General features: G+C 41.3%; 19 protein-coding genes. 3 read left to right on the top strand and 16 right to left on the bottom strand.

Translation table 11 applies throughout. From position 1 onward, the window contains the following. Positions 1 to 687 carry a DNA repair protein RecO gene (recO, locus tag QE404_RS00885; RefSeq protein ID WP_307445405.1) on the top strand — a complete coding sequence of 229 codons (687 nt, stop codon included), beginning with the start codon at positions 1 to 3 and terminating at the stop codon, positions 685 to 687. 21 nt (positions 688 to 708) lie between these two features. Here the strand turns inward: recO and QE404_RS00880 are convergent, their stop codons facing one another. The 8 genes from QE404_RS00880 to QE404_RS00845 all read right to left on the bottom strand — a co-directional run bounded on the left by QE404_RS00880 (position 709) and on the right by QE404_RS00845 (position 9,741). After that, entirely contained in the window at positions 709 to 3,366 is a 2,658-nt protein-coding gene (locus tag QE404_RS00880) for an MGH1-like glycoside hydrolase domain-containing protein (RefSeq protein WP_307445402.1), read from the bottom strand. Between the two features lie 252 nt (positions 3,367 to 3,618). After that, complete coding sequence (locus QE404_RS00875) at positions 3,619 to 4,428, bottom strand: glucose 1-dehydrogenase (RefSeq protein WP_307445399.1); 810 nt, start codon at positions 4,426 to 4,428, stop codon at positions 3,619 to 3,621. Between the two features lie 72 nt (positions 4,429 to 4,500). Continuing rightward, positions 4,501 to 4,974 (bottom strand): GNAT family N-acetyltransferase, encoded by a 474-nt coding sequence (locus QE404_RS00870; protein WP_307445397.1) that lies wholly within the window; start codon positions 4,972 to 4,974, stop codon positions 4,501 to 4,503. A 54-nt stretch (positions 4,975 to 5,028) separates the two neighbouring features. Next, the gene (locus tag QE404_RS00865; protein ID WP_307445394.1) at positions 5,029 to 5,646 is read right to left on the bottom strand and encodes a DUF1684 domain-containing protein; all 618 of its coding nucleotides are present in this window, start codon (positions 5,644 to 5,646) and stop codon (positions 5,029 to 5,031) included. A gap of 27 nt (positions 5,647 to 5,673) precedes the next feature. Further along, positions 5,674 to 6,549, bottom strand: a complete 876-nt coding sequence (locus QE404_RS00860; protein WP_307445392.1) for an AadS family aminoglycoside 6-adenylyltransferase — start codon at positions 6,547 to 6,549, stop codon at positions 5,674 to 5,676. Positions 6,550 to 6,552: 3 nt separating this feature from the next. Further along, positions 6,553 to 6,954: a hypothetical protein gene (locus QE404_RS00855; protein ID WP_307445389.1), complete on the bottom strand. Its 402-nt coding sequence runs from the start codon at positions 6,952 to 6,954 to the stop codon at positions 6,553 to 6,555. A gap of 92 nt (positions 6,955 to 7,046) precedes the next feature. Next, a complete protein-coding gene (gene mqo, locus QE404_RS00850; RefSeq protein ID WP_307445387.1) occupies positions 7,047 to 8,552 on the bottom strand; it encodes a malate dehydrogenase (quinone) in 1,506 nt (501 codons plus the stop codon). 148 nt (positions 8,553 to 8,700) lie between these two features. Beyond that, positions 8,701 to 9,741, bottom strand: coding sequence for an NAD(P)H-dependent glycerol-3-phosphate dehydrogenase (locus QE404_RS00845; RefSeq protein ID WP_307445385.1), 1,041 nt, complete (start codon positions 9,739 to 9,741; stop codon positions 8,701 to 8,703). Between the two features lie 223 nt (positions 9,742 to 9,964). Here QE404_RS00845 and QE404_RS00840 point away from each other — a divergent pair, with 223 nt between their 5' ends. Further along, positions 9,965 to 10,951, top strand: a complete 987-nt coding sequence (locus QE404_RS00840; protein ID WP_307445383.1) for a M23 family metallopeptidase — start codon at positions 9,965 to 9,967, stop codon at positions 10,949 to 10,951. 57 nt (positions 10,952 to 11,008) lie between these two features. On the opposite strand, the gene QE404_RS00835 is transcribed toward QE404_RS00840, so the two are convergent. From QE404_RS00835 to QE404_RS00810, 6 genes are all read right to left on the bottom strand, one after another. After that, on the bottom strand, positions 11,009 to 11,659 hold the full coding sequence (locus tag QE404_RS00835) for an NAD(P)-dependent oxidoreductase (protein WP_307445381.1): 651 nt from the start codon (positions 11,657 to 11,659) through the stop codon (positions 11,009 to 11,011). Positions 11,660 to 11,717: 58 nt separating this feature from the next. Then, entirely contained in the window at positions 11,718 to 12,128 is a 411-nt protein-coding gene (locus tag QE404_RS00830; protein ID WP_307445379.1) for an Rrf2 family transcriptional regulator, read from the bottom strand. A gap of 87 nt (positions 12,129 to 12,215) precedes the next feature. Beyond that, positions 12,216 to 13,679, bottom strand: a complete 1,464-nt coding sequence (locus tag QE404_RS00825) for a serine hydrolase (RefSeq protein ID WP_307445376.1) — start codon at positions 13,677 to 13,679, stop codon at positions 12,216 to 12,218. Positions 13,680 to 13,765: 86 nt separating this feature from the next. Next, positions 13,766 to 14,335 (bottom strand): helix-turn-helix domain-containing protein, encoded by a 570-nt coding sequence (locus QE404_RS00820; protein ID WP_307445374.1) that lies wholly within the window; start codon positions 14,333 to 14,335, stop codon positions 13,766 to 13,768. 86 nt (positions 14,336 to 14,421) lie between these two features. Next, on the bottom strand, positions 14,422 to 15,372 hold the full coding sequence (locus QE404_RS00815; RefSeq protein ID WP_307445371.1) for a hypothetical protein: 951 nt from the start codon (positions 15,370 to 15,372) through the stop codon (positions 14,422 to 14,424). Between the two features lie 158 nt (positions 15,373 to 15,530). Then, a complete protein-coding gene (locus tag QE404_RS00810; RefSeq protein WP_307445369.1) occupies positions 15,531 to 15,983 on the bottom strand; it encodes an FKBP-type peptidyl-prolyl cis-trans isomerase in 453 nt (150 codons plus the stop codon). A 196-nt stretch (positions 15,984 to 16,179) separates the two neighbouring features. Here QE404_RS00810 and QE404_RS00805 point away from each other — a divergent pair, with 196 nt between their 5' ends. Continuing rightward, a complete protein-coding gene (locus tag QE404_RS00805) occupies positions 16,180 to 17,163 on the top strand; it encodes a catalase (RefSeq protein WP_307445367.1) in 984 nt (327 codons plus the stop codon). Positions 17,164 to 17,208: 45 nt separating this feature from the next. Here QE404_RS00805 and QE404_RS00800 read toward each other — a convergent pair whose 3' ends face one another. Together QE404_RS00800 and QE404_RS00795 are read right to left on the bottom strand one after the other, a co-directional pair. Continuing rightward, positions 17,209 to 17,622 (bottom strand): nuclear transport factor 2 family protein, encoded by a 414-nt coding sequence (locus QE404_RS00800; RefSeq protein WP_307445365.1) that lies wholly within the window; start codon positions 17,620 to 17,622, stop codon positions 17,209 to 17,211. 3 nt (positions 17,623 to 17,625) lie between these two features. Then, entirely contained in the window at positions 17,626 to 18,153 is a 528-nt protein-coding gene (locus QE404_RS00795; protein ID WP_307445362.1) for a TetR/AcrR family transcriptional regulator, read from the bottom strand. Positions 18,154 to 18,269 lie beyond the last annotated feature (116 nt).

The following is an 18,269-nucleotide window of genomic DNA, read 5'->3' as shown; positions in this document are numbered from 1 at the left end:
ATGAATTTACAGAACGGCTTTTTACTTTCTTATATCAAATACGGCGACCATGATGCTGTACTGCATTGCTTTACAGAGGAAGAGGGCTTTCAGGCCTGCTTCCTGAAGGGTATTTATGCCAAAAAGAATAAAAAAAAGGCATTGCTGCAGCCTCTTAACAGACTAAGCTTTACGGTTAATCCAATAAAAGGCAATGGGATTTATACGGCTTCAAGGCTTGAGCTGGTCAATAATTACGACATGTATACCGATGTTAAAATCAATACCATTGTTTTCTTTGTATCGGATTTCCTGAACCAGGTTTTAAGGGAAGAACATAAAAATCCCGGTATTTTTTCCAGCATCGCCGAATTCATAGAAATATTAAGCCACCGTAATTACCAATCGCACCTGACTTTTCTCGTTAAAATCCTGAAAATACATGGTGTGGCGCCGCTGGTAACATCAGGGCAATACCTGGACCCCGAAACAGGCACATTTTCGTCCGGACTGAATCATCAGCTGTTCACTGCTGATATTTCGGAATTATGGAAAAATATTATTTCTTCTCCGCAACCGTACGATGTAAAGATTCCTGCTCCCTTAAGAAAAGACTTTTTAGACAGTATCCTGGTATATTATCATTACCATATTACTGATTTCAAAATCCCGGCTTCCCTTGAGATCATCCAACAAATTTTTGAGTAAACATTCCCAATTTACAAACTGTTATTTCGTATCCATCCCTTCCGGCATCTGGGTTTCGGATTCGGCTACCTGTTTGGAGAGTCTCGGATGGATAATTTTTGCAATAAGTCCCGTCCAGCCGGTCTGATGCGATGCTCCTACTCCACGACCGGTATCTCCGTGAAAATATTCATAGAACAATATATAATCTTTAAAATCGGGATCACTCTGAAACCTCGGGTACTGTCCATTGAAAGGTCTTTTTCCGTTTTCATCCTTTAAGAATAATGCTGAGAGGCGTTTGCTCAATGAATCAGCAATTTCATCCAGATTAGAAAACTTTCCGCTTCCCGTAGGATATTCCACCATAAAATCCGGACTGTAATAAAAGAAAAAACGCTGCAGGCTTTCTATAATCAGGAAATTAATAGGAAACCAGATCGGGCCGCGCCAGTTGCTGTTGCCCCCGAACAGGGAACTGTCACTTTCTGCCGGGGTATATTTCACCGAGTATTCTACTCCGTTGATCTGTATGGTGTAAGGATTTTCTTCATACTCTTTGGATAATGCCCGGATGCCATATTCACTCAGGAACTCAGCTGGGTTCAGCATCCTGTACAGAAGCCTTTTCAGCCGGTGGCCTCTCAGTAATGAAAGCAAATGTTTGGAATCCTGCCCTTTGACCTGCCAGTGGGAAACCAGTGATGCCAGTTCCGGTTTATTCTTCAGCACCCAGTTCATCCTTTTCTTAAAATTAGGAAGCTGTTCAATCATTTCATCATCAATCACCTCAACGGCAAACATGGGAATTAGTCCGACGATAGACCTCAATTTAAGGTACATGTGGCTTCCGTCGCTTGCAGCAATGGCATCATAGAAAAATTCATCCTCTTCATCCCAGAGACTAAAGCATTCATCTCCCATTTTATCCAGGGAATTGGCAATCGCCAGGAAATGTTCAAAGAACTTCATAGCCATTTCCTCATAAATGTTGTTGTAGAGGGCCAGTTCAAGAGCAATCCGCATCATATTCAGTGCAAACATCGCCATCCAGCTGGTACCATCGGACTGCTCAAGCTGTTCACCGTTCGGCAGGACGGCATTACGGTCGAAAACCCCTATATTATCGAGTCCAAGGAAACCACCTTCAAAAATATTGTTGCCATTATGGTCTTTCTTATTGACCCACCAGGTAAAATTCATCAGAAGCTTCTGGAAGGCACTTTCCAGAAACTGAAGATCAGGTTTACATTTAAGATGTTCATCAATTTTAAACACCCGGAATACAGCCCACGCATGCACCGGCGGATTCACATCACTGAAATCCCATTCATAGGCAGGAAGCTGGCCATTAGGATGCATGTACCATTCAAACAGGAACAGCTTCAGCTGGTGTTTTGCAAAATCAGGATCTATCAGTGAGAAACTCAGTGCATGAAAGGCGAGGTCCCATGTTGCATACCAGGGATACTCCCATTTATCCGGCATCGAAATAATATGCTCATTGTTGAGGTGCTTCCACTGGAAGTTCCTGATCTTCTCACGTGATTTCGGCGGTGGTATATCTGCAGGATCGCCTTTGAGCCATTTTTCAACATTGTAATGGTAAAACATTTTATTCCAAAGCATGCCCGCAAAGGCCTGGCGCTGAACCATACGCTCATCTTCAGAAGTAATTTCTTTCTGGAGATCAGCATAAAAGGCATCTGCCTCACTTTTCCGGAGTCCGAACAGCTCATCAAAACCGGCAAAAGGCTGCTCAAGATCCTCGGCTGAAAGCCTGAACTCAAAGACCTTGGTTTCCCCTGCCTGAAAGGTTTCTTCAATAAAAAAACTGGCCTTCGTCCCTGTATTCTGAGGATTTACGGCACCTTCATTACCATTGATAACGAAATCATTGATACCGTCCTTACAATAGGGAGTTGCATTGGAAGAACCATAAAGCCTCTGATTATTGGTTTCATTATCACAGAACAGGGTTCGGCCGGACTGTCCGGCATATATATTTTTGACGGCTATGTCTTTGTGGTCAATCTGGATATGACCTTCATTTTGCGCTTTTAAAGAGGGCTTATAATCATCATATCCCCATCTCCAGGTATTCCTGAACCATAGAGACGGCAGAATAACCAGAGGAGCCTGCTTTTCTGATTTATTTGTTACAATCAGTCTGATCAGTAGATCATCGGCATCTGCCTTGGCATATTCGATAAACAGGTCAAAATACGCATTATCATCGAAAATTCCCGTATCCAGCAGTTCATATTCCGGATCTTTCTTACCTCTTGCCGCATTGTTTGAGACCAGATCTTCGTAAGGGAATGCATTCTGTGGGTATTTATACAGCATCTTCATATAAGAATGCGTAGGGGTAGAATCGAGATAATAGAAGTATTCCTTAACGTCTTCCCCGTGATTTCCCTGCCTGTTGGAAAGACCGAAGAGACGCTCTTTTACCATCTTGTCTTTTTTATTCCAGAACCCTATGGAAAAAACGAGTTTCTGGAGGTCATCACAAATCCCGCAGATCCCTTCTTCTCCCCAACGGTACGCTTTAGCCTCGGCAATATCGTGGTTGGTATAATTCCATGCATCACCATCCGCGCTATAGTCTTCCCGTACAGTTCCCCACTGGCGGTTACTGACGTAAGGGCCCCATTTCTTCCAGGACAGATCAAGCAGTCTTTCTTTTTCAGTCATAGATGTAATTATGTATTGATATAAAAGTACAATGTATTTTTGTACTGTCTGATATATTATTTGAAGATCTGTTGATTAATCGGAGATAGATGTATTCATGTAAAAGTATAATGTATTTATGTATTCTGAGAATGCAATTACAAAATCTTCAGATATACTGAGATCGCTGCTATACTTCATTATATACTCTAAATTCGGCATTCTAAAACGATTAAACACTCCCACTCTCCCATCCTCTAACTCAACTCAAACCTATCCTCCTGTAGCAAAACTTTCATACGTCTTCATCCCTCCGTCTACAAAAATGCTGGTTCCCGTGATGTAATCTGAGAGGTCACTGGCAAGGAATACAGCCAGGTTACCAATATCTTCAGGCTGGCCAATTCTGTTGTATGGAATTAATGTAAGCAAGGATTTCAGAGCTTCCGGGGTATCCCAGGCATCGGTATTGATTGGGGTCTGGATGGCTCCGGGGCAGATGGAATTTACCCGTATCTTATTCGCGCCGTACTCCTGGGCCAGCGTCTGCATGAGCATCCTGATAGCTCCTTTACTGGAAGCATAGTTGGCATGACCTGCCCAAGGGATGACCTCATGTACAGAACTGATATGAATGATTTTTCCGCAGGCTACGGAACGTGTGGGATCAATCCCCCGGCGAAGAAATTCTTTGATTGCTTCCCTGGCACAGAGAAACTGCCCGGTAAGATTTACTCCAATCACGGCATTCCACTGATCAAGGGTCATTTCAGTAAATTTAGCATCTTTTTGGATTCCGGCATTGTTGACCAAGATGTCTACAGTTCCGAATTGTGCTACCGTGTCTTCAAACATTTTGATGACTTCTTCTTCTTTTGAAACGTCGCAACGGTAGGTAATGCCTTTGCCACCGGCATCTGTAATTTCCTTCAGGACTTTTTCAGCATCCGGCAAAGACCGCTCTGATGAATGATTAACAATAACAGTAGCTCCGGCTGCTGCCAATGATTTCGCAATTCCTGTTCCTATTCCGCTTGAAGCTCCGGTAACCACCGCTACCTGATTTTTAAGAGATATTTCCATAGTTCTTTGATTTGATACCTAAATGTACAGGAAAGTATCACGCCAAACTAGAATTTACGACTTAAAATTTTCTTAAACTTTTTTAGACAATACATCCTGCGGGCCATTTCTGCCTATCCTGGATTTACCTTCATAAGAATATCCCGTTCTTAGGTATAGCTGATAAGCGGAATGGTTTTGTTGATTAACGGCCAAAACAATTTCATTACAGTCTTTAAAATAGTTTTTTATAAAGCGGTCCAACTCCAGCATAATAGATGTTCCGATACCTTTTCCCTGCAATGATGGGTTCACAGAAAAGGACCTGAACAAAACGGCTTTAAGATTTTCTGTAAGATCATACTTATCCTCTCCGAAGTCCAATGAAAGAAAACCGGCTGGCATTCCATCGTATAAAGCGGTCACCGGAAATTCTTCACCTGTATTCCTGTGCCTGATCCTCTCCAGTGCTTTAGCGGCAAGTGAAGTATTTTTATCCTGAACTTCATCCAAGCTATAACTGAGTTCGGAAAGGTCTTCAGGTTGAAAAAATCGGAGTGATACCATAGCATTCGTGTTTAAGCAAATCCTGTTTTTTTATGGTGTAGCTGAGGTCTAATTTTAATGGTGATACACATCATCATACATTACGCCTGCCCTGATTTCGACAGGCAGTTTGTTTTCTTCAGGAACAATCGGGCAGTTGTAATCATAAGCATTATAGGCACAGTATGGCTGGTAGGACTGATTGAAATCCAGAATTATCGTATTTCCTTTAGGAATAGTAAGGTCCATATATTTTCCGCCGCCGTAAGTTTCTTTTCCATTCGTGGCATCACGGAACGGCAGGAACAAATAATTCCGGTATTTTTTCTGCTTGATAAGATCGAGGCTCTGGTAGAGCGTCAGTGTATAGTTTTCCCCATTAAGCTTAAATGTTGCTTTTCCATATTCCCTGTACGTCTTTGTCTTACCGGAAGAGGTGGGAATTTCAAAAGGTTTGGGATTTTTTGTTTTCTTAAAATCTGCGGTTACCCTGTATTTCATATCAAAAGGAAAGAACGGGTGCCCTTTAAAGCCGGAAAAATTATCTCCCCGTAAAGGAGTTTCTTTAGGATTAAGGTATTCTGCATTCAGATCTTCCTGGAATTTTTTCACGTCCATGACTTCTTTGGAGACCATTTTCTGTGAAAACAGCCCTAACGGAAGCAGCAAAAGAAAGACAAATATATTTTTCATATCCTTAAAGATAAGGATTAAACCTCACTAAAAGTTATTTTTCAGATTTTGAACGTAAATCAGATGCTTCATCATTCCCTTTTCCACATCCGAGGGATAAGTATACCCGAGACATTCAGAAAGGCGGGTCCCGAGAATATGGACCAGATCAATCATTGCCCATAATGCCTTCCAGTTTTCTTCTGTGTCATGCCCTGAAAACGTAGATTCCACTTTTTGCCATAAGTCGTTGGAGAGGTATTTTCTAAACAGCCTTCCGTGTTTATTTGTGGTTATATTTTCCCAATGATGTTCAGATGCGATATACCATTCGATCAAAGGGACAAGGTATTCTGTCCTGATGATGTTTTCAGACATGTATTTTGCATAAAAAATATCGCCGCGCTTCAGGCATTTAGCGACATAGGAGGTATCCCACCAGAAGTCGGTAATCAGCCGGTGAAATTCTTGCATGTCAGGCTTTGTTATCATGACCGACTGGTACGCAGGAGCTTTCATGGATCCGGTCATTCCATCTTTATCTATCAGCACTTTATATCCAACATCCCAGTCATCGGGAAGGGCTTCTGACTGTACTTCCTTATTAAATTCCTGAATTCCGTACAATTTAAAGTCTATTTTTACATGATCTGAGTACAACACCATTTTCATGGCATGGACACTATCAAACACATCATCTTTTTCTTCAATGATGCAAACCGGGTCACCAAAAATATTGATCCAATCATTGTTGGTTTCATATCTGTTCCGGTCCAGTAGCACAAGTTCTATATCAAGATCACTGAGATCATCTACAGGGGCATAAGGATTGACGAGCGAACTGGTAAGCAGGACAGCCCGGATATCCGGATTGGTTTCTGCCCATCGGATAATTTCATTCAGCTTCTCTTCCCTCGCTTTCATCGATCAATAGGATTCTGATATTTTCACCCGGTAAACATCCGAGAAATTTCTTTTCACTGATTCCACATAGAACCCTCCTTCTTCAGGAATGACTTCTTTAAGATCAAAACTCTTGCAGTCCTTTGGCAGACCTGAAAAAATAAGGGTAAACCAAAAATCCTTCATAAAAGGAATTGGTGTCCAGTGAGGAAATAGTGTTATGTTCTCGGTATGGATAAGCTTACTCTTATGATCAGACTGAAGATCAAACAGGTACGTAGACGGCCATATCCTGATCAGGTTTCCTAAAAACGGAGATGCAGGAAAACAGCAGTGTACAATTACCTGCTTTTCTTCTTCCGTTTTAGCCTGTAGGGATTCCAGAAGCTCTTTGGCAATAACAGGTTTTACAAGAGTGTCAGACATTGCTAATGGTAATGGGTATGAATAATGAGTAATGAGTAATGGGTAATTGTTTAATGCTGTATTAATTAGTTCCCATTACTCATTAGATATATTTAATATTCCAGTTCCAGTTTTTCTTTGGTATAGTCCCTCATTTTCAGGGTAAGTTCCGGATTGCCGGAAAGTTTCTGGCCATAGGAAGGAATCATTTCTATAAGTTTATCTTTCCATTCTCCGTTAAGCTTTTCCGGGAAGCATCTTTCAAGGACATTGAGCATGGCGTACACTGCAGTGGAAGCTCCCGGTGAAGCTCCAAGCAGGGAAGCGATCGTACCCGCCTTGTTTACCACTACCTCGGTTCCGAATTCCAGTTTACCACCCTCTTTTTCATCTTTTTTAATGATCTGAACCCTTTGTCCGGCTACCTTCAGTTCCCAATCCTCTTCTTTGGCATCTTTAATAAATTCCCTCAGGTGCTGGATGCGCTGGGCTTTATTCATAGCTACCTGCTGGATCAGATATTTGGTAAGCGGAAGATTGTGCCACCATGCCCCAAACAGAGATCTTATATTTTTGGTGTTAACACTTTCAGGAAGATCCAGATAGCTTCCTTCTTTCAGGAATTTGGTTGAAAAACCTGCAAACGGACCGAAAAGCAAAGCTTTTTTCCCGTCAATAATCCTGAGATCCAGATGCGGTACGGACATCGGCGGTGCATCCACCGTAGCCTGCGTATATACTTTTGCCTGGTGCTGTTCTACCAGGTCCTGATTATGGGTTACCAGCCATTGCCCTGAAACAGGAAAGCCTCCATACCCTTCGCTTTCTTTAATATCCGAGCTGTCAAGCAACGGCAACGCATAACCTCCTGCTCCTATGAATACAAAGTCTGCCACCACATCCTGCTTGTGATTGTTGATCCTGTCCTTTATTTTCACTCCCCATTTTCCGTCTGCCTTTGGATCAATATCCTTAACTTCATGATACAGGAATAACTCAACATTGGAATCCAGCATCAGGTGCCTTCCCATTTTTCGGGTCAGGGTCCCGAAATTCACATCAGTTCCCAGATCCATTTTGGTAGCTGCCATAATTTCGGTGGCATTCCTTTTTCTCATCACCAAAGGAATCCATTCTCTCAGCTTTTCGTGGTCACTGGAAAACTGCATGCCCTGGAAAAGGGTTGACTGGGTCATTTTATCATATCTCTTTTTCAGGTATTCAGCATCTTTTTCACCAAATACCAAGCTCATATGAGGACAGGAATTGATAAAATCCTTCGGGTTCTGAATGTACCCTTTACTGATCAGATAAGACCAGAACTGCTTGGAAATTTCAAACTGTTCTGCAATACTTTCTGCCTTAGAAATATCGATGGTTCCATCCGGTTTTTCCGGAGTATAATTAAGCTCACAAAATGCCGAATGCCCTGTTCCTGCATTATTCCAGGCAGCGGTACTCTCTTTGGCAAATCTTCCGAGCCTTTCAAAAATAGCAATTTCCAGATTGGGGTCAAATTCATGCAGTAAGGTGGCTAAAGTGGCACTCATGATGCCGCCCCCTACCAATACAACATCATATTTTGGTTTGGGTGTTCTGCCCGTAAGCGGTTGTGACATATCCTAAATTTTACGATCAAATTTCGGGAAAAGTTCTTAAAACAGAAACTCCTTTAAGATTTTTAACACGACTTTTTACGGACAGCACGATGATACCGCTGAATTTTATTCAGCGGCTTTAATCAATACGGTTGTATAATCTGATGTATCAGTTGAGTTTAGCGGTCAGTTTCCTGAATTGCTTTTCGGCATTCTTGCCTTCATAGAGAATACCGTAAATGGTATCAATGATCGGAAGCTTCAACCCTTTCTGTTTTGCTGTTTTGTAAATGGAATCCGCTGCATAATACCCTTCTGCCACCATGTTCATGGACTGGATGGCTGATTTTACGGTATATCCTTTCCCGATCAGGTTTCCAAGGTTACGGTTCCTGGAGAACAGGGAGTAGGCCGTTACCAGTAAATCACCAAGATAGGCGCTCTCATTCACATCCCGCGGCGCCTCATAGATAGATTCCAGGAACGTTTCCATTTCCCTGATGGCATTGGACACGAAAACTGCCGTAAAGTTGTCCCCATATCCCAGACCGCTGGCGATCCCCGCTCCTATGGCAAAAATGTTTTTAAGGATAGCACTGTACTCGTTACCTAAGATATCCTTGCTGGAGTGTACTTTAATAAAATCTGAATTGAAGATGCCTTCTAGTTTTTCTGAAACTTCATCCTCCACCGTTGCTATAGTGAGATAAGACAACCTTTCCATTGCTACTTCTTCTGCGTGGCAGGGGCCCGCAATAACAGCCTGGTTCCTGAATCCGATTTTAAATTCATCTTTAAGGTAATGAGCAACCACATCATTCACTTTAGGGATGATTCCCTTAATGGCTGAAACGAAAACTTTTTCCGTGCATTCCACATTCATTTTATCCAGCGTATCCGATAAATAAATGGAGGGTGTAGCAAGCACAACCACTTCACAGGAAGATACCAATTCATTGACATCGGTAGTCAGCTTCAGATGTTTGAGGTTGAAATTAACGGCGGTAAGATACGTTGGATTATGCCCACGGAGTTCAATAGCTCCCTTTACAAATTCATTTCTTACGCACCAGTGCACCACCCTGCAGTTTTCAACCAGCATTTTTACGATTGCGGTTGCAAAACTTCCACTTCCTATTACTCCTACAGCAATGTCCTTCTTATTTTTTTTCGGATTTGAAGATTCTGAATCGGTTTTCTTTTTAGCCATAATTGAAATGTGAACTGCAAATATATTAAAACAAAGACGTAACCGCCGCCCTAAGATGATGATAAAAGTTCTTTTTTACCAAAATTAATATGGCAGGGCAATCAAATATCAAGTTAAGCGTTAAACAGGTATAAATATTAAAATTCAATAAAATAATCTGCAAATATGTTATTTTAATTAAATTTGCAGCTTCAAAACTGCTTACCTACTTAAGAGAAGAAAAATGAAGAGATTTCTTAATAACAAAAAGAAAGTAAATGTTCTTATCGCTGTCCTTTTGCTCATTGTTTTTGTACAGGGTATTTTCATTGCCAAGTTGTTTTCTGAAAAAGACAATAAAAATTATGAGGTAAACCTGGTAAAAATCAACACCGAGAAAGACAGTGTAGATTACCTGAAAATGAAAACAGACCTCAGTCTTATAGACCGTACCGTAGCTCAGCTGAATTCATTTCTGAAATCTAAAAGCATTCCCAATGAAAACCTGATTGTTCTGAACCACGACAGTATTTCCAATTCCGTATACCTGGCCAGGCAATCCAACAGATACAGCCAATACCTGATGGATCTGCAACAGAAACTGATGCAGGTGCCTCTTGGCATGCCTGCAGATGGATATATATCATCCAATTTCGGAATCAGAAAAAACCCGATCCCGTTTAAAACCGTTTATGCTTCGGTAAGGTCTGATGTCGCGCCTGCAGCAAAGCCTGCTACAGCAGAAGTAAAAGCTGAGCCTGTAGAAAAGACGGTAGAGTTAACAGACAGCTACGGTAACAAGAGGGAGGTGAAAGTCATGGTAACGCCCAAAACAGCAGGTGCCACAACTTCCTCCAAACCTGCTCAGGCTGCCAAAGCTGGAGCAGAAAAAGATCATGCCGCTGCAGAGGAAGACCAGATGCAGTTTCACAAAGGTCTTGACATTGCGGTTGCTTACGGCTCCGATGTAAAAGCCGCTGCTGCCGGTACCGTAATTTTTTCGGGACAGAAAGGAGGATATGGCAACTGCATTATCGTTTCCCACGGCAATGGGCTGGCTACCCTGTACGGCCATTTATCTGAACTGATTGCGAAAACCAATGATCAAGTGAAGGTAGGCGACGTCATTGCCAAGTCAGGCAATTCAGGACGGTCTACAGGGCCTCACCTGCATTATGAAGTCCATAAAAACAATACACCCGTGAACCCACGGTTGTTTATGAGCTTATAAAAATTTCGGCGGCTGTCAATGACAGCCGCCGAAATTTTTCCTTTTTATCATCCAAGCTTAATATGCTGCGGTAAAGCGCTCACGGATATGGTTGTTTTGTTCCAGTTCGTCTGCCAGTACTACCGCTACGTCTTCCACAGAAAGCACGCTTCTTCCGTTTTCGTCAAAAACCGGATTTTCCAATGCAGTCCTGTATTTCCCGGTTCTTACACCTGCTGTCCCCTGGTGCATTTCAATAGCCGGGCTGAAGAACGTCCAGTCCAGCGTCGTATTTTCTTTGATCTTGTTCAGGTAATCCCTGGCTGCCTGTGCACCAGGCTTAATGTCCTGAGGGAAATCAGGGCCGTCTACCAATTGTTTTCCATCGATGTACAGACTTCCTGCCCCGCCTACGGTAATGAATCTTTTAACCCCTGCTTTCTCTACTGCTTTTTCAATATTAACGGAACCGTTCAGGAAGTCATCATACAAATTAGGGTTTGTCCATCCCGCATTGAACGTATTGATTACCGCATCATTTCCCTTAAGGGCCTCCGCCAATTCATCCACATTATTTACATCGATGCTTTTAGCCGTCACGTTTTCATGTTGCTGAACTTTTGATGTATCCCTGGCCAGAGCTTCCACCTGGTATCCTCTTTCAGCTAATTCTTTCACTACGTGGGTTCCCACAAATCCTGTGGCACCGATTACTGCTACTTTTTTCATAAATCGTTTATTTAAATTAATTGTAATATTTTTTGTTACATTTATTGACAAATTTTTTTTACTTAAACTGGTCTGTAAATTCCTGCAGCGTCTTATTACCCAGAAATTCTGAAACGAGTTTATCCGTTTCGGTGAACAAAACGTTCAAATGATTGTTGATATTCCTTCCCACAGCACATACAGGATTGGGATTCAGGTTTTTCTTTCCTAAAACTTCGGTATTCTTTACTGCAGCATAAATCTCAGAAATAGTTATACTTCCTGCCTTCCTGGCTAACTGGCTGCCTCCTTCCTTTCCCTGACGGCTGATGATCAAACCGGCATTTCTGAGAACGCTTAATTCTTTACGGACTATAACAGGGTTGATGTTAATGCTTCCCGCTATCCATTCGGAGGTCAACCAGTCCTGAGGGCTGGCTGACAGTAAAGTCATGATATGTATTGCCGTTGCAAACCTTGTATTGTTCATATGAATGTTATGCAAAGATATAAACTTTTTTAAATGTAACAAATTTATTTACATTTAAAATTCAGGTATGCTAGGATTGGTGATGTATTACCGGGTTTCTATTTCTATGATTTTCTTTCCCGATTCTCCAAGGTAGTATTTGACCAGCGCTTCATAGATGGTATAACCATGATCAACATTGGTGAAAATAATCAGGCCCTGCCTGGTTTTAGGCAAAATAAAAACAATTGTATTGACCCCTTTATCTGACCCGCCATGTGAAAGAGCAATCTCATTATTCCCTAAATCATATAGCTCAAAACCAAGCCCGAAGTATTTATCCTGTTTTGTTTTTACCTGTCTGGCCTTCATTTCTTCAAAAACATTTGTTGAAAGCAGTTCATTATTCATTACAGCCATTAAGAATCTTCCGTAATCTTCCACAGAAGTCATCAGGTCATCAGCCGCATTGGGGGTTTTGTTTTTTACTGTTTCATAAGGATTCAGGTTTTTATCGTACCCTACCACTATTTTTCCCGAGTCTATGCCCTCATTCCAGATGTAGCCTGTATGATGCATTTCCAGTGGCCGGAAGATAAGTTCTTCAGCTAATTTCTCCAGGTTTTTGTGAAATTTGTTTTCCAGGGCTTTCCGCAGATATTCAAAGCCTTCCCCGGAATATTGGTATCGGGCTCCGGGCTCATATTCAAAACTGAGCTTGTGATCTTTGTTTTGCCATCTCCAGTTCGGAAAGCCGGTCTGATGACTCAGTACCAGGCGCGTGGTCAGTTTTTTGTGCCATGGATCATGGGCGATATCAGGGTCTATCCAATAATGATCGAGCGGCTCATCAAGGTTCCATTTTCCGAGACTTACCAACCGCAATGCAATCATGGCTGTAACAGGCTTAGTTAAAGAAGCCACATTGAAAATACTGTTAAGGGATGTCGCTGTCCTGCCGTCAAGTGTTCCCATAACCCGTACCTGAGTCAGTTTTCCGTTTTCTATAATTCCCAGTCCCAGTGTTGGAATATGGTTATCTTTCAGCAACTGTTGGAGGTCGTCCGTGATTTCAGATTTTCCTGGCTCTCGATGGTCATAGCTTAGAATATCGCTGATGATCCACCTGCCATCCTTTTTAATCCAGACAGTTGTGAATTTCGCCTGACCACCCAACACATCTTCCTTATTTTTCTCCCGGATATAAAACTGATGCTCACCGGACTGTACCGCACCATACAGCTTTCCGTTGTCATACAGGGGAAAAACTTCCATGCTGTTTTCTATTCGTTTACGGATAGGCTTCTGGTCAGGATTTGAACAGATATTTTGTTTCACTCTTTGCAGAAACAGCTTTCGGTCCTGAAATCCACCCTTATCATGATAAAACCTGAGATTATCATCAACAGATTTTTCCATATAAGCCATATCACAGTTGTTGAAGCCTCGTTCAAAAAAGAGGCTGTCCTGTGTTTTAAGTTCTGTAAATAATGGTGAATTTTTATCGATCTGAGCTTGCATGTTCCTTTGAAAAAAGAACATCATAATGATGAGCAGGGCATATTTTTGCATACAATTATTTTTGACAAAGGTTCATAAATAATGCAATGCGGATTGAAAAACAGACCTGACAAAAACCTGACAATTGCCTGACAGCTCTATAAAAGACTGAAATTCAGCTTGTAGAAAAGCTTGCGTTTCCGGTCTATTTCATAGGCATTCCTAAGGATGATGTAGATATTGGCAAATGTCAGCAGAACGATAGCCAGCGTAACGGAGGCATGTCCGAGCTTCATAAAAACGACTGCCATGAAAATAACTGGGAAGATAACGGATAAAAAAATCTGGAGGGAAATGATCTGTTTTGCCAGCATAGATTTATCTTTTATACAATACATAAGCAATAACGGCAGCAGGAAATTAGCCACCGGAAGCCAGGCAAGCGGCAGCGAAGAAAGGTTGATGATTTTAACCGCGGCATAATTGGCCGATTCCTCTTTTGCCTGCCAAGAAAACAATTCATCATTTTTTTCTTCTTCAGGAATAGCCGAAGTCAGTAAATCTTTTTCGGCAATGTTCAGACTGTTGGCCAGAGTTTTCAGGGTATATCCTTTGGGCTGGGTCCCCGCCTCAATCCTTTGAATAGTCCTGACTGAAAGACCTGATTTTTCTGCCAGTTCTTCCTGTGTCAGATGTTGTGCTTCCCTGATTTTTTTTAATTCCGACATCTTTAGAGATAAAAACAAATGTACAAATTCGGATCGTTTGATTTCTCATTCAAAGATAAAGATGACCCTAAGTTATGTCAGCTCTATCAAAGAATAAGCCTGTCCAGGTCCAGCAAAAGGTAGTTGATATTCTGATTGATGGTTCTGGTAGCAGACTGCATCTGGTTAAGCATGGCCGCGCGGTTATGGAGGTCGTCTGCCCGGTAATAACCTCCGTCCTTAAATATGACAGAATGATCTGCTTTTTCTTTATCATCGTCAAACTGGTAATGCAGCCATCTTTCCTTCATGCTGCTGATAATGGAATGCTTTTCCTTATTGGAAAATTTTTTCTCTGTATACATGTACCAGATAAAAGGTGGAAAATTAGGGGATTCAAGTTTTTCATTCCAAATATCCCTCAAGAGGTTTCGCTGGTGGATAAATTCTACCTTTTTCCCCTTAGGATTCAGGGTAGCAAGACCAAATCCCGCCCCAAGTATACCTCCACCGATATCAATGGCATTACTCCATCCGCCGTCTTTCACAATTCCTCCCGCAATAGAAGTTGCAGCCCCGGCAACAATGGAATACAGGATCATTTTATTGTTTCTGGACTGGTTCAGGTTATCCACATAATTCCCGATCTGGGCTACACGCTCTCCTTCGCAGTCGAATTCAGCGGCGACAGCGTCCAGCTCAGTCAGGGCAATGGTTATCTTACTGTTGATCCTGCTTTTAAGCTGAAGGATTTGTACCTGCGAGGTTAAGGAAGAGTCTTTTTTAAGCTTAATGATCTTGTAGACTTCATCCAGGTTATCCAAAGCATTAAGGATCAGTATGCTCTGATCTGAAAACATAGGTTTAAGTTGACTATTAGCCAGCAGGATGGAATCTGAGTTATGCGAGGGAAATCTATTGGAGTAGTTATACTGGAATGGCGCCTTACAGTAACTGTCTCTAAGCGTAAGAATGTTCTGCCTGATGGCCTGGTTTCTCTTAGATACACAGGAAGTGAGTATACTGAGAGCAAAGAAAATGTACAAAAATTTTCTCATAGATCTGTTTTATAATAATATCAAATACATGGCCAGCCAAACCACATTTTTACGTCTGCAAAGCTCTGCTTTGAACCTGAATTATGTACTACTAATATAATACAAATAAAAAAATTTACCCTGGGCAGGGTAAATTTTAAGGTATATTTAATTATATCTTATTTGATATCGAGCAATTCCACTTCAAAAACCAGTGTGCTGTTCGGTCCTATTTCCTTGCTGATCTGCTGATCACCATAGGCAAGATGCGGAGGAATGATCAGCCTCCATTTGCTTCCTACAGGCATAAGCTGAAGAGCTTCCGTCCATCCTTCAATCACCCTGTTAAGAGGAAAAGATGCCGGCTGCCCTCTTTTTACAGAGCTGTCAAAGATTTTACCGGAAATAGTGGTACCGTGATAATGGCATTTAACCGTAGATTTAGGACCGGGCTTCGCACCGTTTCCTTCTGTAATGATCTCATACTGAAGACCGCTGGGTAAAGTAATTACAGATTCTCTTTTACCATATTCTTCCCTGTATTCATTTCCGTCCCTGAGGTTTTTCTCAGCCAATTCCTTTTTGCGTTTTTGTAAGATATCGGATACTCCCATTGCTGTTGTTTTTTGCAAAGATACTTTTTATTGCTGTAAGATCAGGATCTCTTAGTTTTAAATTAACACGGCAGCAGGTTATTCTATAAGTTCAAAAACAAGCTGTTTTAGAGTTATGACATTCTCACCAGGATGCGAAATAATTTCAAAAAAACTTAATACTGGATTAACACGCGATTCAGAACTTGGCGTTATTATTGAATTTAAAAAACTGATGCCAGAGCCATTAAGATACAACAGGAAATTTGATGAACTGACGGAGAAGGAACAGGAACTTCTTGAAGTCAATAAAAAAAGTATTGCGGATTTTGTTGAACAGTCTTCATCCGTAAGCGATGTCAACTATGCCACCCGGAATGCCCATGCAAAAACCTATGCTGTAGCGAAAGGATTTTTTCAGATCTCACCATCTGCCCCGGGATTCCTTAAACCTTTTTTCGACAAAGAGAAATATGACATTGTCATAAGACTTTCCAATGCCCATCCTAAAATCATCAAGAAAGGAAAAGATATTCCTGCTTATGGTTTTGCCGTGAAGATCATAAATGACCATGGAAATACGATTGCCAATTATCCTCTGGTTAATTTCCCGCTATTCCCGATTAATTCTGTAAGCACCTTTCTGAAACTGTTCACCTATGTCAACAGATCCTTCATATTGGCCGCTGCAGCGCAGTTTTTAAAGGTTATACCCTGCTTTTTTACGTTCCCTTTCATTAAAAATGCGGCTAAGCTGATGGTAAAGAGGAATCATTTCATGCTTTCTTTCAATTATCATTCTGTTGGGGCCTACAGACTGGGGGATCATATGGCAAAAATTAAACTTGTTCCGAAATCCGTAGAAAAACATTTCGGGAAATCAATGAAGCAAAGGCTTGCGGTTGATTCTTATTTGACGGAGCATAATTTTACTGCCGATGTCTATATCCAGCTGTGTTATGATCTGAAAGACCAGCCGGTCAATAAGCTGAATAGAGAGTGGAGAAATTCTCCTTTTATAAAAATCGGAACTGTGTCCTTAGATAAAGGCTCTTTACTGGACCCGCGTGAATGCAGTAATGAACTGCTTTCATTTAACCCCTTTGAAAGTAAAACTATTTTTCAGCCTGTAGGAAGGATACAGAGGCTGCGTAAAGAAGCTTACCAGGTTTCTGTACAGACCAGAAGGAAAATCAATAAACTCCTGCATGGGGTATAATTATTGGCTAAACTCCAAATCTGTACTCTCCTGAAATCAGACTGTTTATCTGAGTTTCCTTTCTTCTTCCGATATGGCAAGATCATTTATGCTTGCATATCTTTTTGACATAAATCCGTTTTCATCAAACTCCCAGTTTTCGTTTCCGTAAGCTCTGAACCACTTCCCTTCTTCCGTCTGATATTCATATTCAAAACGGACCGCAATCCTGTTACCGGTGTGCGCCCAATATTCTTTCCTGAGCTTATAGTTAAGTTCCTTCCCCCATTTTTCCTTCAGGAAAAGAACTATTTCTTTTCGCCCGGAAATAAACGTATCTCTGTTTCTCCATTCACTGTCTTCTGTATAGGCTTTCGAAACTTTCTCGGGATCGCGGCTGTTCCAGGCATCTTCTGCCATCTGGATTTTTTCTTTGGCCGTTTCTTCACTAAACGGCGGAAGCGGATGTTTCTGTTCCATAATTTATGAAATTAAATTGGCAACTATATTTTTTGATTTTTCAATGAGTTCATTCGATCTGAACAGCTGGCTTTCTATGATGCTGCTTTCAAAAAGCAAATAGATATGATCTGAAAGCATATCATCCTGCAAAAGGTCTGAAAAATATTTTCTGAGGTCAGATTTATGAGACTGGATCACGCTCAGGATCCTGATATAATCTGTTGGAATCTCCGAAAGGATATTTAGGAAACTGCAACCTCTGAAATCCTCCTTTTGATTCATGTAGATGAGAAAATCAAAAGCACTGAGTACCTTTGAACGTACATCTTTAGCATCACACAAGAAATTCCGCATTTCACTGAACCAGTACTCATGCCTCACATTAAGAAATTCAATGCACAAGTCTTCTTTGGATCTGAAGTGCTGATAAAAGCTTGCTTTCGCTACCCCGGCTTCTGAAATGATCTGGTTGATTCCCGTAGAATTGTAGCCTTGTTTCGCAAACAAAACAAATGTTGTATCTATAATTCTTTCTTTTGGAGATTTCATCTTAATTATATTGCATACAAACAAAGATAGCCAAAATACTAAAACAGACAAACCTGTCTGTCTGTTTTTTCTTAGTTATATACAAATAAATGCTCCTAAAAGAATTTCTTTCAGGA

Source organism: Chryseobacterium camelliae, from assembly GCF_030818575.1.
Lineage (GTDB): Bacteria > Bacteroidota > Bacteroidia > Flavobacteriales > Weeksellaceae > Chryseobacterium > Chryseobacterium camelliae_A.
Note: the sequence above shows the minus strand (reverse complement) of the source record. Positions and strands in the feature narration are given on the sequence as shown.